We start from the raw sequence: 13,636 nt of genomic DNA on the forward strand, positions 1-13,636 counted from the left end.
GAGAGATGGTCTTCTCACGATGTGAACCCAGAATACAGGTGCAGGAGAGATGGCCAATGCTGTTCACATACGTTCGGAACCTCTCCTGCGCTTGTAGGCGTTAGCTAAGAACGGGAGAATGGATCACGACTTGAACCAAGCTTCTTGCCACCCTTGCATTTCTTTGATCTCTGCTGATTGGGTCTGGATAATAGTGTGTCCAAGCTGAACCATCTCTGTTCGTTTGCATCTCGCCTGTGAAGACAGCACGGGCGCGTTACGTGGTATCCTCCCGCTTCTCTACCGAAAAGGATTACGAACGGGACGGCTCACAGCCTCACTCTTTGACTCCCCTGTTGCTGGTCCGCTGACCGAAGATGTCAGATCAGAGCCATGCTGATTTCAGCGGCCATTGAGCAGACGCGTGCGAAGGATGCTACAGGGTTCCAGTTTAAGGCCATGTCTACTGATTTCGATGGACTTGTAGACGGTGTCATAGGCGTTCCTCTCTTCGAGACATACCAGTTGGCGCTACCCGAGCATCCTGATTTGCTCCGGCTAGACTCAAAGATTAGACGAGCGGTCAAGAAAGCGTCAAGATCAGGTATGCGGGTTCGAGATGCAGAGACCATCGGTGAACTCAAAGCATGGTATGACTTGTATCTGCAAACCATGCGCCGGCTGGTCGCTCTCCCCAAACCGTACCGCTTCTTTGAACAAGCCTGGCGACGACTGCATCCAGAAGGCGTCCTGCGCTTGCTGCTCGCTGAGCAGGTCCAGGCTGGGCAGAGTAGGCTGATCGCTGGTATCCTCCTGCTTCAATGGGGACAAACCGTTTCCTACAGCTTCGCTGGATGGCGACGGGAAGACCAGAATTTGCGGCCAAATGATTTGTTGCACTGGCATGCAATTCAGAGCGCTTGTGAAGAGGGCGGGCGTTGGTACGACTTTGGCAATGTACGCGTGGGAAACCAGGGGTTAATCCAATTTAAACGGAAGTGGGGAGCAGAAACTGCCAGCATTTATCGCTACAGTTATCCGAGCGTTCCGGGCGTCTCTCCTGCAACAGGAAATAGCTTCAATCCGGCAAGCAGCCCCAACCAGTCAAGAGGAAGCAGGGTCCGTCACTGGGTGACTCCTCTCTGGCAACATTTGCCAATCAGAACAGTGAGGCTCATTGGTGATTGTTGCCATACTCTTCGCTACTATTAGCTTGTATCAAGATTTCGCCTCATGGCATTCACAACACGTATGATGAAGGAGAGAGGGAAGCAGAACTTCCCTCCCAAAGAGGGATCTCGTAAAGCAGTGCGCAAGATGGATGCCAAAAAAAGAACCTTGCCATCGTTCTAGTTGAGCGGGCCGCTGACTATTTCAGGTCTTCTGTCAAGCAAGACAGTAGCAGGTAGCATCTTGTATGATGATATATTCTTGATGAGCGTCCAGAAGCCTCGTATCGCTTCTTCTTTCAGGAGATAGGAACCTGTTATGAGTACGAGCCACCTTGGAGCGTATGAATTGCAGCACCATCTGGCGAGTGATCCTGCCAGTGATATGTGGAAAGCATTTGATCGAGAACACCACCGTTTTGTGATGCTCAAATTGCTTCGCTTTGATGTCCAACGCGCGCCCCATTTTCTTCCAGATTTTTTGCATGAAGCACAGCATGTAAAATCGCTCACTCACCCCCACATTGCATCTGTGTTTGATGTGATTACGTTACGGACACAGCCAGAATCACCAGTCTATGCAGTGGCACTCGTCACAGAATACGTGGAAGATCAGTCTCTCGCTGAATACCTCCAGGCCACTGCTCGTCAAGGGGTATTTCTCCAGCCTGTTGAGATGGTTCGCCTCCTTGCACCTCTTGCCTCCGCCATTGATTATATGCACCAGAAGGCACTATTCATGGAGCTATCAACCCTTCTACTATCCTGCTGGAGGGATATACCACCCTCGATAGTCCAATAGGCAGTCTCAAACTGATCGATTTTGGGATGAACTCACTGCCAGCGTCACCGCACGAGCTACCAGATGGGATCGGCAGTTCCGAGGGGGCCTTTAGCGCGTGCGGGCCGGGTGGACGAGGCACGTTTGCTGTTGGAGAAGATGTTCACCTATGCGAACCATGTGGGATTGTATGCTGAGGAAATTAGCTCGACTGGTGAGGCATTGGGCAAATTTCCTCAAGCGTTGATCCACCTGTCACTGATTATCGCCTAGCCTCTCTTGATCGGGTGCTCAATACATCTCATCGCTCATAGTAGAACGTGAAATTTATGATGGAGAGTGAGAGAAGAAAAGGAGCAAAATCAGGAAACCAGCCACCACGAAGCCGATCAGAAAGAAGATCCACCGGTTCCATCCTGCCTGATGGTAACTCGCCATCAACATTGCCAGACCGATGATGAAAGAAGGATTGCTGAGGAGAGATAAAAAGGATGATTGCAAAAGCAATCTGCTTAACTCAGCGCTCTTCATATCCTCAGCGTAGCTTCGATTCTCTCAAGCAAGCTTCAGAAATATGTATGAGAAGACGCGCAGCAGGCGCAAAGGATGTTCTGAGACTGTTAGAAGACTTTCGAGGGCGCATTCACCTCGTGGAGGTCTCATCTATGCCCTCGAAAGCGCCACGCAGAGCGTCATCGCTTGCATGTGAACTACGATCTGTTGGCAATTTGTTGATACCCTACTGGGTGCAAGCATGTGAGGACACACTTGCTGGTGGCAGAGTGTCCCTGAAGAGCACGAAGAATTGTCTATCAGTTATCAGCTTTTCAACGCCTGGATCACTTGTTGCGCATGCATCATCATGTGCTGTGCATGCATCCGCTCGATATGCATTCCTTTCTGAGCCTGCACCTCATGGATAAAGGTGTCTAGGAGATGGATTGCTGAGCCATTCCGACAGTCTTCAACCGCATCCTTGGCCGCATCGAGTTTGGCGAGCAGGCTATGCGCCACTTTCTGGTTGTTGATAAATCTCTGCATTGTAGCATGCGTAACGCAAGCTTCCAGCGACTCAATAGTTGGCGCATGTGCACAATCATCGGCCTTTTGCAGAGATGCTTCATGCGTCCAGGCTAATGCTGGGCGTGCAGTGAGCAGCAGGTTGAAGCCGACGAGAACAGCCAGCGTCATAAGGGCCAGGACAGCAAGATGCAACCGCTTCATGAAGAACCTCCTCTGCTAGAATATCTTTTGATGCTTAACAAAACAGTGATCAAGTGCGGACCATTTCACCTCCTTTCCATGGTTCGTAGTGGGGCTGTCTCCGTAGAAGACGGCGGCAGCCAAGTTTTTGCCATAGTTGGCACGTTTCCTATACGACCGATGTAACAGGTCTGTCTCATGCTTGGCAAGGACAAAATCATGCGCAAATTAGAGATTTTTCCGGATGTTTCGCAGTTGCATATCCTCTGGAATCCTCTTTCAGTATTGCGCTGGAACACGCATAAAAGTTATTTGCGTGATTTAGAAGGACAAGTGATACCCATCATTCCCTCGCTCTGGCTCATGCAAGGCTCTTCGGTCAATCTTGCGCAGCACATGCAGGAGCATGGTTGGTCGCGGGTGGTGATTAAACCAATGGTTTCAGCCGAGGCCTATGGTACTGTTGTGGTAACAGAGGAAATGGCTGCCGAGGAAGGTCAGTTATACCTCGATCATATGGTATCTCTGCACGATATGATCGTCCAGCCATTTTTATCCACTGTCGTCAGCGACGGAGAGAGTTCATTCATATTTATTGATGGCGAGGTCACACATGCAGTCGTACGCCCTCCCATACGTGCGGTGTCGCGTTCGCTTGCGTCTGACCATGATTCCAATGTGCAGACACAGCCTGATCTGCCAGAGGAAAGGCTTATCGTTCCCCAGAAAGAGGAGTTGCAATTGGTCCATAAAATCATTGATGCGATCCCTTCCCCTGTCCTCTACGGACGCGTTGATCTTGTCCCTGATGAAGATGAGCAATTGCGTGTCATGGAGGTAGAATTGGTAGAACCAGGATTGTGGTTGGCGTGGATGCCCTCAGCAGCAGAACGCTTTGCTGATGCTATAACCAGAGAGGTACAACAAGCCAGAAGGATGCGAGCATATAAATGATGCGAACCCATGCCGGATGTGCAGAGAAGACAACGACCTAGTAATTATGCGCGTGACCATTTATCGTTGTCTTCTATCCTCCACACTCAGGCATTCTCCTCTGATGTAAGAGTGAGAACGCTTGGGAAGTCAAAGGAGATAGATACCTTCAAAGAGTGAGCTATCCCAGCAAGAGCGAGGCAGAGGAACCCGGCATCTCCGATTTGTGACTTATGTTCGAGAGACACGTCTGCCACTATGAGCAGAAGAAGCCCAACGACAATATTCAGGAGAATATGCACTCCGGTAGAGGCTGGTTCGATCGCATGGAATGGATGCTCCAACAAAGCAAAGGGGAATAGCACTCCTCCTCCAATGCCCAGAACACCACTCCAACGAAGAATAGAAATTGTGGCGATGGCGACCGACCTGGCTGAATTCCTGGGAGCGGCCTTTGGCTTCAATCTGCTCTTTCATATCCCGTTGTTGCTGGCTGGCATCCTGACGGGAATGACGACGTTTGCGATCCTGGCGTTGCAACGCTATGGCTTCCGCCCGTTAGAGGCCGTCATTGCGGCGTTGGTTGGAGTGATTGTCCTCTGCTACGTGATCGAAACCATCTTGGATCGCCTGGATTGGGGCCAGATCGGATTATACGCGGTCACGCCTCTGTTCCCACGAATTGCGCAACGAGATTTAGCCAGTAGCAAGTAAGCGGAAGAATGTGTCTCCTTAATGAGGAAGAAGAAAATTGTTCCCAAAAGGAGACAGATATGAACAGTATCACCGCTTCCACAATAACTATCCAGACCTCTTCCCAGTCCCAGCCCTCGACGCCCTGCTGGTTGGGTGAAGTTGTACTCTTGGTCCAGCATCTTCGCCAGCAAGGAGTGCTCTCAGCTCTTAGCCAACAAGTGCGCTTTGCCCGGCGGTGTTTCGGACACTATGAGGTTATCGACTTTGTGGCAGTGCTCTTCGGCTATGCTATCAGCGGGGAACGCACGCTAGAGGCCTTGGCCTGCGGGCCTCGTAGCCGGCCACAGGCTTTGCAGATGGGAGTTCTCTCCTCGGACAGGCTCGTCTCTCCGAGCGGAACCCTATGGCTTCTTGCTTCAGCTTCGCTGCGGTTCCTCTCATCTGCTGCTTGTTTTTCTTTATTTACTGCATTCCTCCCGACTCGTTTGAGGATCTGGTTTCGCTCCGAGTGGCTTACCTCTCCTTCATCAGCAACTAGCCCGACGGAACTCAGAACCGATCCTACGCCAGCTCTATGCCTGAGGCAAGAGGCTCTGGGAGCAGCTTGATCTAGACTACGATTGGCCAGTAGTGGATGAGGCGAAAGTACGTGCTAACAGGATATTTTCGTCCATTGGGGTGACAATCCATGCCCAATGGACGAAAATATTCTGCCACTTGTCAATGAGGTTTAGCCGGGTCAGGTGTCCTGCACTCTTCAATCAGAGACCGCTTGATAGATCAGTGAGAGGAAATCATCTTCAACCGGCATGTAGAGTGTTGTGCTTACAGTCTGATACAGCAATGTTGCCATCAAGCCCTCCTGTGGGTCTGCCACCCAAGTTGTTCCATATGCTCCCGGCCAGGAAAAGGAGCCAACAGAAGGCCCGAGTCCAAGACGCCTGGTCCTGACCGCCACCCCATAGCCAAAGCCCCGGTTGTCCCACATTCCGGCTGATCGATCCATATCGTATCGATCAAAATCAAAATCAGCGTGTGTGTGCTGCTCAGGAGTGAGATAGTCAGTCGTCATCGCCTCCACTGCCTTGCGTGAGAGGAGACGAACTCCTTGCAGTTCCCCCTTGTTCAACAGCATACGTCCGAACCGCTGGTAATCGTCAACGGTGGAAAGTAGGCCACCGCCCCCAGATGGGAAGAGCGGCGGCTCAGCCCAGAGCGTGGTCTGAGGATGGTCATGTACAGTAAGTCCCCCTTCAGGCGTTCGCGTGTAGAGCGTTGCCAACCTGCTGCGTTTTTCTGGGGGCACTGCGAAGCTCGTATCAACCATCCCCAGAGGCTCGAAGATGCGCTCGCGCAAAAACATTTCCAGCGGTTTGTCTGCGACCCGCGCAATCAGCACCCCCAGAATATCAGAGGCTATCTGGTAGAGCCAATGCGCTCCAGGCTCATAGAGCAAGGGAAGTTCGCCGAGACGGGCCATCCAGGTGTCAGGATCGACGGGTTCGGCCTCTGGTGCTAATGGTACAGTTATCAGGGCAGAGATGCGGGAATGCAAGCTGGATTTTCCCCAACCTATACCCAGACGATATGTCAGCAGGTCGTGCAGGGTAATAGAGCGCGAAGCCGGGGACACGTCGTCGGGTGAGCCATTGGCGTCACGCATGACCATCCGATGCGCGAGCTCTGGGAGCCAGGCATCTACCGAGTCATAGAGACGAAGCTTTCCTTCTTCCACCAGCATCAGGGCCGCGACCGTGGTAATAGGTTTTGTCATTGAGGCTAGACGAAAGATCGTATCTCGTTTGATAGGAAGCTGTGCCTCTTTATCCTGCCAGCCAATGGTTGCAATGTAAGCTTCTTTGTCATATCGGTGAATGAGAGCGACGATCCCAGCGATCTCACCGCGTTCGATATATCCGTGCAAGGCTTTGTCCAAGTGGTACAGACGTTCAGGAGAGAGTCCGCTGCTCTCTTGTGTGTTTGTTTTCTGCATAAAAATGCCTGCCTTCATCTATTTCTTCTTCGGGCGAGTTCGTCCACCGGACGAACTCGCCCGCTCGTGAGTTATTTTGTCTCTTCAAATGATAGAATCGAATTTGACTGAGCGGGTCGTATTTGATGACGTCATGCTGTCTTCTCCTCAAGACGTATTTGAACTTCGCTGACAATGCTCGGTTCATACAGAGAATGTACTGGAGAAAGCGTGTGAGAACAAGAACGCAATTTTATGTGACAAAGCAGAACAGCATGTCCTCTTTTATTGTTCAGCTATGAAATCTCGTTGCGCATCTGGCGGGCTGTTCAATGGGACAGAAAGCGTGCTGCTCGCAGTTGGCATTCTTGGGGCCATCATCTGCCTCGTCGGAAGTATGGACCATCTACTGTCTCGACTCATGCTTGCACAGTATTTATAGTAGCTATTCTGAATTTAAAGTCGAGCTTGCACAGTATTTATAGTAATGGTAGTCTATCCTCATAAAGCAAGCATCCATTATTTCTCTGCAAAAAATCTGAAGAAGCATTGGAACGCCAGAAGAGCGCCTATCCTTTCTTGGTCAGAATACAACTTCATGGCTGCTCATTATAGCTAGCACGGTTGTTTTTGATGTCGTTGCTATCAGATTTTCGGCTTGGCTTTCACATGCATCAATAGATATCTGACTTTTATTGTTTCTTTTATACTAACCGATACTGCTTTCAGCATAAATAAGTGATGTATACGTACCGGATGCTAACACAATGATCGGTGTCAGTATTTTTTGATGCGTTCTCGCTGAGAACGCTGACAAACGCTATTTTTACTCCTGATTAATTCATCTGGTATTAAGGAGAATTCTGTGGAGAAAATGCTTGATGTAACAGTTATTATTCCGGCGTATAATGAAGCCGGCAGCATTGCTGATACAATTAAAAGCTTGCAAGAGCAGACCTATGCACCAAAGGAAATTGTTGTCGTGGATGACTCTTCAATGGATACTACTGGCGATGTTGCCCGCTCTTACAACGTCAAGGTGCTTCGTCCTCCGAAAAATACAGGGTCCAAAGCAGGTGCCCAGAATTTCGCGCTGGCATATTGCTCAACCACGTATACTATGGCGATTGATGCCGATACCTGCTTAGCTCTGGACAGTATTGAAAACCTCTTTTCAGCGTTTTCTGATTCTCAAGTCGCAGCGGCATGCGGTTTTGTCGTACCCCGATATAAAAAGACACTTTGGGAACGCGCCCGCTATATCGAATATTTGATTGCTTTTACTTTTTATAAACCAATTCAGGATTATTTTACAAAACCGTTAATTTCATCAGGCTGTTTTTCTATGTATAATACACATATATTGAAAGAAATGGGAGGATGGTCTGTGCGTACCTTGGCTGAAGATATGGATCTCACCTGGAGTCTTTATGAGAAAGGGTATCGTGTCAGATTCATCTCATCGGCTGTTTGTTATCCGATAGACCCACATAACTATACATTTATGAGCAAACAGCTTAAACGCTGGTCTCATGGTTTTGTTCAAAATCTCAAACTGCATTGGAAAAATATTTTGCAGATCAGCTTTCTAAATTTTATTATCGCAGTCGCTACATGGGACGCAATTATCGCTTCTTTGGTCTTTTTATTTGTTCTCCCACTGCTAAGCCTTATTTTACATAACGTGTATTTACTGCTCGGATACATTGTTGATGCACCCGTTATTTTTGTTCCTGTCGTATATGCTGGTATTTTAAGAAAGGAACTGAAACACGCTTTATTAAGTTTTCCAACATATTTTCTTCTGCGGATTTTCAGCGCGTTCTTTATCTTAGAAGCCTTCTGGACAGAAATAGTCATGAGAGAAACCCTGAACGTTTATGAGAAAGGGCATTAATTTATGACGGCAGGCATTCCGGGAGTCGGTCTAGGCGGATTTTTTTATCTGCTTTGCGTTCCTATTATGCTTATTTATGAACTCAGTCTATTACTGCGCGGAAAAAGCAGCAAAAAACGGTGGCACATTATTTTTCATCAGATTTGCATGACAATTTTTATGATCATAGGAATACTTTTCATTGATAAGATCATTGATTTTATCCTTCTCCCGCATGATAGAAAACTCCCTCTCTCAGTTCATGCCGGTACTATTTATATATGTCACAATATATATGTACACCCTGTTTTTATACCATTGATACTTCTGGCTTTTATTCTAACAATTGTAATATTTTTGAAGATTTTTATCTCAATTTATCGCTACGCGCGAATTATACTTTTCTTATTTCATAAACCATAACATCTTCTTCTACCTCATCTTGCCATCAATGCTGGCAACGGCTTCCCAATCGCTCCTCGATGTGACGGTGGTTGCTAACAACCTTTCCTTTGGAAATAAAACGCATGGGATGAGTATTGGGACCGAGATTGATAATACCGATGGGGGACTTGGAGATAATTTTATCGTCGCCAATAATATTAGCATTAATAATGCCCTCTTAGGCATTCGAGAACGAGAAGGCGTCGGGCCAAATAATCAGTTTGTGAACAACATCGTGTATGGCAATGGGAAAGCAGTCTTTGGCGAGGAGGACTATGAGTGGCCCTCGGCGGCTGAAAGCACAGATCAGGGAATAATCATGCAAAATGTCCAGTTTGTGCAGTTCCAGGCCGATGGGAGTGGCAATTATCGTTTGCAATCAAACAGCCCAGCAATTGATGCAGGCATCGCTATCAGTATTCTCTCAACCGATTTTGATGGCAGGCCACGGCCACAAGGAAAAGGGATTGATATTGGACCTTTTGAATCTTGAGGCGGCGGTCACCTCTCTTTTCCCACGGCATGGAAAACCAACCTCTCTTTCAAGCCTGGCGTTCTTTCTGCATGTTCAGGAACGCCAGCAGATCTTTGAGGCGCTGGCACGCAGCCAGAGAGAAGAACAGTTGTGGGAAGAAGCACACGCGCTCTTGAGTACGTCCATTGAGCATATGCTGACTGCTGAATATACAGGCAAATGGTCTCCAGAGCTTCCGGTAGAAGTGGTCGCTCACTATCTGACAGGTGCCTTTCTCATGCTCCCTCATCTCACCCTCCCAGCCGAAGTGCGCAACTCATACACATCAATTGATCGAGAGTGCCATGATGAGTCGCGCATAGTGAAAGTATCCATTGCGATAAAACGTGGCCCATGTGCTGATGGAAAAAGAGAATAGTCTTCCAGAACACACAGGGAATTTGTGAGGAGACCGAGAGGAGATATATCGCTGTTGTAATAAGCCTGTGACCCCCACCAGTGATACTCATTCTATGAAACATTGAAGACCACTATTTCGTGTCCTCTCTGTTAAGGATAGGAATGAATAAGGTGAAGAAAGTGAGGAGAAGACCATGATGATGTGGGGATACGGCTACGGCTGGTCGATGCTCTGGATGGTGTTCTGGAACCTTCTCTGGCTGGTGCTTTTAGGGGTACTCATCTGGGGAATTATTCGCTGGTTGGGCGGGCACATGTTCCGCTGGGCGGGTCATGATCTCGGCTCGACGCCTCGCTCTGCGCTGGACACTCTCCAGGAACGGTATGCACGTGGGGAGATCAATGAGGCCACCTTTGAGCGCATGCGTGAGCGTCTGATGGCCTCTGAGGAGAGGTTCCCTCGATCCAGCTAGATGCGCTCTCGCGAAAAGGAACCCATCTATGACGACCAAAACATCATCCTATACCTTTGGAACCACAATTGAGGCTCCCTTTGATGAGGCTGTGAGGCGCATCACTGAAGCTCTCAAGCAAGAGGGTTTCGGTGTGTTGAGCACCATTGATGTGAAGGCTACCATGAAAGCGAAGCTCAATCAGGACTTCGAGCGCTATATGATCCTGGGAACCTGCAACCCCCAGCTTGCGCATCAGGCATTGGAACTCGATCATACTGTCGGGGCACTCCTGCCCTGCAATGTGGTCGTCCATGAAGCCCACGGCCCACGAGGGGCGACATGGACCCAAGTAGACATTGCAGACCCAGTAGCCATGCTCGGTGTGACCCAGAATTCCGCGATGCAGGAACTTGCTAGAGAAGCCCGGGGCCGCCTGGAACATGCGCTCGTCGAACTGCAAGCAGGGAAAGAGTGAGTGAAGTACTCCTATCCTCGTCTCCCAGACGTGCCCGATTGTGCTCTTAAAAATATGCTCTTCTCGCTCGTCATCCAGGACGCCTCATCTTCCACCAGTGGAAGCAATGAGCTTATACTTCAGAACATAATCAAGGCATGAAAAAAGCAGGGGAGTTTCATGTGTTCCCAGCTTCCCACGAGAACCGAAAGATTTCTGTTGTAGTATACTGCTTGAATGTAAGGCCAGCAATTCGCCCTGCACTCGTCAGTGTTCTTGTGTTGGCTTGATCGTGCTATCGCCTTCTAAAATGAACACGATGCGCTCGCACAGGTTGGTACGGTTCTGCTAGAATGAGCACACTTGGAAGACGCACATGGAGATGGGAGCGAAGCCTGTTCTTCACGCTCGCCCGCTCCCCCATTTGAGCACTACTGCACCTGTCTCCCATGCACTACCTCCCCGCTGGCAAGTGGAGCAGGAGTGAAAGGAAACGCATGCCACGTTCACCACACGACCAAGCCATCGTTATGCTTCCAAGATGATGATGCGGCGAGAGGATTGAAAGCCAACTCTGAATAAGGTCGCAGCGTTCTCTCCCGCGGTAACTATTTCGTCCCGAAAGCCACCCGTTTTCGCCTCTGGGCGACGCTTTGTTGCCAGCATCGTCTCACGCTTCGTCCCACGAGGGACGCCTGCACAGTCGGCGATCACAAGCAAGAGCTTGTGTTGCGTTTGAGAGACAAGGGTGAGTTTCGTGATGCGGATGTGACGGGCATGAGATACAGTTTCTTTGAAGAACTCTTCTGCAATGGGCGTGGGTTCTGAAACCGCAATCAAGTGCTTGAAAAGAGAAAGGACTGAGATGACTCGCAGCAACTTCCATACATGGTTATACTGGAGCAAGAGATGGTTGTATTCTGGGCAGCACCCCAACTGGATTGCGAAGATAGCCAATCGGGTCTGGGCCACGATCGCCTCTTGGGGCATCTCCTCCAACTTCGTGGTCACCCTGGAAGTGGCCGGACGAAAATCCGGGCGGACCGTCTCGTTGCCAGTAGTCGTGGCGGTCGTCGATGGAGAGAGGTATCTGGTGTCAATGCTGGGAGAGAACGTCAATTGGGTTCAGAACGTGCGGGCAGCCAGTGGAAGAGCGGTCCTCCACAGCGGCAGGCGTGAGGAGGTCCACCTGGAAGAGGTTGCAGCCTCAAGGCGCGCTCCCATCTTGAAGGCGTATCTGCAGCGGGCACCAGGAGCGCGGCCCCATGTCCCCGTGAACAAGGATGCACCTCTTGCGGAATTTGAAAAAGTTGCTCCGACACTGCCAGTCTTCCGGGTGATGAGCACCGTTCCTGATCCAGCTCCAGCGAGAGCCAGACGCTCCAGAGTGGGATCGGCCCTGGACGCCACCGCAGCAGAAGGAAGGTGAACACCAATGTCAGACTGTGGGGAGCGACCAGGAAAACAGGGATGCGTGGACCGACTGCCCAGTGATACGCTCTGAATTCCGCCACTCCGACCAGGTATCAGGTGCGCTAGTTGACAAAGCCTTCAATAAAGGTCGCGCCCAGCGCAAAGAAGACCAGGGCGAAATCGACCAGAAAGAGCCAGGAGGAGAGGTTCACATGATTTCACCTTTCCGCTAGCGATGGTGACGTCACCCGCAGCATGGCGATGAGTAATGAGGTCAGGGCGAGCGCTGCCAAGACAGAACTGGCGGCATGAAAGCGGTCCCAGGCAGTGCGAACCTCGCTCCATGTAACAGGCAAGCTCTCCGGCTTCCAGGATGCCACTTGCTGGTTGAGTGGGTTGTTGCCGAAGGCAAACACAGCAAGCATCCCGGCAAAACTCACTATGGCCACCAATGCCAGGATGAGGGCTGTCCGCCGCTTGCGCAGCAGATACGCGAGCAGCCCACTCGAAATCAAGCCGAGTACTTCAGCTCCTCCACCTACCACGGCGAAGCCTCCGTAGAACGTCTGTTGTACCCTCCACCACTCAGCCCCACTCAACTGCTCTTTGCCAGGGATTTCCAGATCGTGTGCGAACGTCAGTCCAAAGGCCAGGGCCGCACAGGTCATACTAACGAAGCGCACTATGTTCACAACCATACGTCTGTTCTCTCCTTTCCTCTGCTCAATCTCCCTGCTAGTGATCATCTGTGGTCTGGGTGGCCTGAAATGATCTCCAGCTTCATGGATATCCTGTTTGAACAAAAAAACGCTCCCTCTCCAACTGCACTCTTCTCGTACACGAATATGGGCGTCGTGACGATACTGAACCATCGAGGAAGCAGCAAAGAGGTGAGAGTGCACAGGAATGTGAGAGCAGTTCTTCTGAGTATATGCTTGCACTGTTGAAGATAGGTAACTGCTTCTTTCCTAATGAGCGGTGTTGGCATCTAGCGCAGTGTCTAATAGCACTAGTATGCGGTGCGAAATGCCTAAATCAGCCTGGAGAGCGGTCTTATGGCATATAAGCTTAACGAGATCAAACGGCCTGAGAAGTGGATCGAATCACTCGGTCAAATTTTCCGAAAGGCGATTGGCTTGTGGGGCGGATCGAAAGGGTCCATTTCGCACCAGCTACTAGCACTAGAGTCAACTACTGTCGCCGAGCTACAACTGGCTGCAATGCCCTAAATCTAGACAACAACGGCTCCTTCCCTTTACACTATGGGCATTCTGTGGAGCAGCAGATATCAGGTGGTGGCTATTATGGTAAAGGACAGGCCAGTGAGACACCGAACGAACCGTGGCAATTGAAGAGATCACGGCCCGCGACCGCCACGGTGATGAAA

General features: G+C 50.1%; 18 protein-coding genes. 13 read left to right on the forward strand and 5 right to left on the reverse strand.

Translation table 11 applies throughout. The annotated features are described in order from the left end of the window. The first annotated feature begins 372 nt into the window (after positions 1-372). The 3 genes from K3T83_RS29360 to K3T83_RS29370 all read left to right on the forward strand — a co-directional run bounded on the left by K3T83_RS29360 (position 373) and on the right by K3T83_RS29370 (position 2,202). Positions 373-1,191 carry a lipid II:glycine glycyltransferase FemX gene (locus tag K3T83_RS29360; RefSeq protein WP_220206474.1) on the forward strand — a complete coding sequence of 273 codons (819 nt, stop codon included), beginning with the start codon at positions 373-375 and terminating at the stop codon, positions 1,189-1,191. 276 nt (positions 1,192-1,467) lie between these two features. After that, positions 1,468-1,950 (forward strand): protein kinase, encoded by a 483-nt coding sequence (locus tag K3T83_RS29365; RefSeq protein ID WP_220206475.1) that lies wholly within the window; start codon positions 1,468-1,470, stop codon positions 1,948-1,950. 63 nt (positions 1,951-2,013) lie between these two features. Beyond that, positions 2,014-2,202 carry a hypothetical protein gene (locus tag K3T83_RS29370; RefSeq protein ID WP_220206476.1) on the forward strand — a complete coding sequence of 63 codons (189 nt, stop codon included), beginning with the start codon at positions 2,014-2,016 and terminating at the stop codon, positions 2,200-2,202. A gap of 54 nt (positions 2,203-2,256) precedes the next feature. Here K3T83_RS29370 and K3T83_RS29375 read toward each other — a convergent pair whose 3' ends face one another. Both K3T83_RS29375 and K3T83_RS29380 read right to left on the reverse strand, forming a co-directional pair. Continuing rightward, positions 2,257-2,430: a hypothetical protein gene (locus K3T83_RS29375; RefSeq protein WP_220206477.1), complete on the reverse strand. Its 174-nt coding sequence runs from the start codon at positions 2,428-2,430 to the stop codon at positions 2,257-2,259. A gap of 318 nt (positions 2,431-2,748) precedes the next feature. Continuing rightward, entirely contained in the window at positions 2,749-3,153 is a 405-nt protein-coding gene (locus tag K3T83_RS29380) for a hypothetical protein (protein ID WP_220206478.1), read from the reverse strand. Between the two features lie 198 nt (positions 3,154-3,351). Between K3T83_RS29380 and K3T83_RS29385 the strand changes: the two genes are divergently transcribed. The 3 genes from K3T83_RS29385 to K3T83_RS29395 all read left to right on the forward strand — a co-directional run bounded on the left by K3T83_RS29385 (position 3,352) and on the right by K3T83_RS29395 (position 5,369). Continuing rightward, entirely contained in the window at positions 3,352-4,086 is a 735-nt protein-coding gene (locus tag K3T83_RS29385; protein ID WP_220206479.1) for an ATP-grasp domain-containing protein, read from the forward strand. A 354-nt stretch (positions 4,087-4,440) separates the two neighbouring features. After that, a complete protein-coding gene (locus K3T83_RS29390) occupies positions 4,441-4,779 on the forward strand; it encodes an Nramp family divalent metal transporter (protein ID WP_236065017.1) in 339 nt (112 codons plus the stop codon). 59 nt (positions 4,780-4,838) lie between these two features. Then, a complete protein-coding gene (locus K3T83_RS29395; RefSeq protein ID WP_220206481.1) occupies positions 4,839-5,369 on the forward strand; it encodes a hypothetical protein in 531 nt (176 codons plus the stop codon). A 149-nt stretch (positions 5,370-5,518) separates the two neighbouring features. Here K3T83_RS29395 and K3T83_RS29400 read toward each other — a convergent pair whose 3' ends face one another. After that, positions 5,519-6,772: a serine hydrolase domain-containing protein gene (locus K3T83_RS29400; protein WP_220206482.1), complete on the reverse strand. Its 1,254-nt coding sequence runs from the start codon at positions 6,770-6,772 to the stop codon at positions 5,519-5,521. Between the two features lie 835 nt (positions 6,773-7,607). On the opposite strand from K3T83_RS29400, the gene K3T83_RS29405 reads away from it, so the two are divergent. The 5 genes from K3T83_RS29405 to K3T83_RS29425 all read left to right on the forward strand — a co-directional run bounded on the left by K3T83_RS29405 (position 7,608) and on the right by K3T83_RS29425 (position 10,857). Further along, positions 7,608-8,630 (forward strand): glycosyltransferase family 2 protein, encoded by a 1,023-nt coding sequence (locus K3T83_RS29405; protein WP_236065140.1) that lies wholly within the window; start codon positions 7,608-7,610, stop codon positions 8,628-8,630. A gap of 511 nt (positions 8,631-9,141) precedes the next feature. Beyond that, a complete protein-coding gene (locus K3T83_RS29410) occupies positions 9,142-9,546 on the forward strand; it encodes a choice-of-anchor Q domain-containing protein (protein WP_220206484.1) in 405 nt (134 codons plus the stop codon). Then, a complete protein-coding gene (locus K3T83_RS29415) occupies positions 9,527-9,946 on the forward strand; it encodes a hypothetical protein (protein ID WP_220206485.1) in 420 nt (139 codons plus the stop codon). The genes K3T83_RS29410 and K3T83_RS29415 overlap by 20 nt, the downstream gene beginning before the upstream one ends. Positions 9,947-10,121: 175 nt before the next feature. Continuing rightward, entirely contained in the window at positions 10,122-10,400 is a 279-nt protein-coding gene (locus K3T83_RS29420; RefSeq protein ID WP_220206486.1) for an SHOCT domain-containing protein, read from the forward strand. A 28-nt stretch (positions 10,401-10,428) separates the two neighbouring features. Continuing rightward, a complete protein-coding gene (locus K3T83_RS29425) occupies positions 10,429-10,857 on the forward strand; it encodes a DUF302 domain-containing protein (protein ID WP_220206487.1) in 429 nt (142 codons plus the stop codon). A gap of 507 nt (positions 10,858-11,364) precedes the next feature. Here the strand turns inward: K3T83_RS29425 and K3T83_RS29430 are convergent. Beyond that, positions 11,365-11,826 carry a hypothetical protein gene (locus tag K3T83_RS29430; protein WP_220206488.1) on the reverse strand — a complete coding sequence of 154 codons (462 nt, stop codon included), beginning with the start codon at positions 11,824-11,826 and terminating at the stop codon, positions 11,365-11,367. Positions 11,827-11,839: 13 nt separating this feature from the next. Between K3T83_RS29430 and K3T83_RS29435 the strand changes: the two genes are divergently transcribed. Beyond that, a complete protein-coding gene (locus tag K3T83_RS29435) occupies positions 11,840-12,265 on the forward strand; it encodes a nitroreductase/quinone reductase family protein (protein ID WP_220206489.1) in 426 nt (141 codons plus the stop codon). Positions 12,266-12,467: 202 nt separating this feature from the next. Here the strand turns inward: K3T83_RS29435 and K3T83_RS29440 are convergent, their stop codons facing one another. After that, entirely contained in the window at positions 12,468-12,947 is a 480-nt protein-coding gene (locus K3T83_RS29440; RefSeq protein ID WP_220206490.1) for an anthrone oxygenase family protein, read from the reverse strand. A gap of 357 nt (positions 12,948-13,304) precedes the next feature. Between K3T83_RS29440 and K3T83_RS29445 the strand changes: the two genes are divergently transcribed. Then, positions 13,305-13,478, forward strand: a complete 174-nt coding sequence (locus K3T83_RS29445) for a hypothetical protein (RefSeq protein ID WP_220206491.1) — start codon at positions 13,305-13,307, stop codon at positions 13,476-13,478. The last annotated feature ends 158 nt before the right edge of the window (positions 13,479-13,636 follow it).

The sequence above is a fragment of the Reticulibacter mediterranei genome, assembly GCF_016587455.1.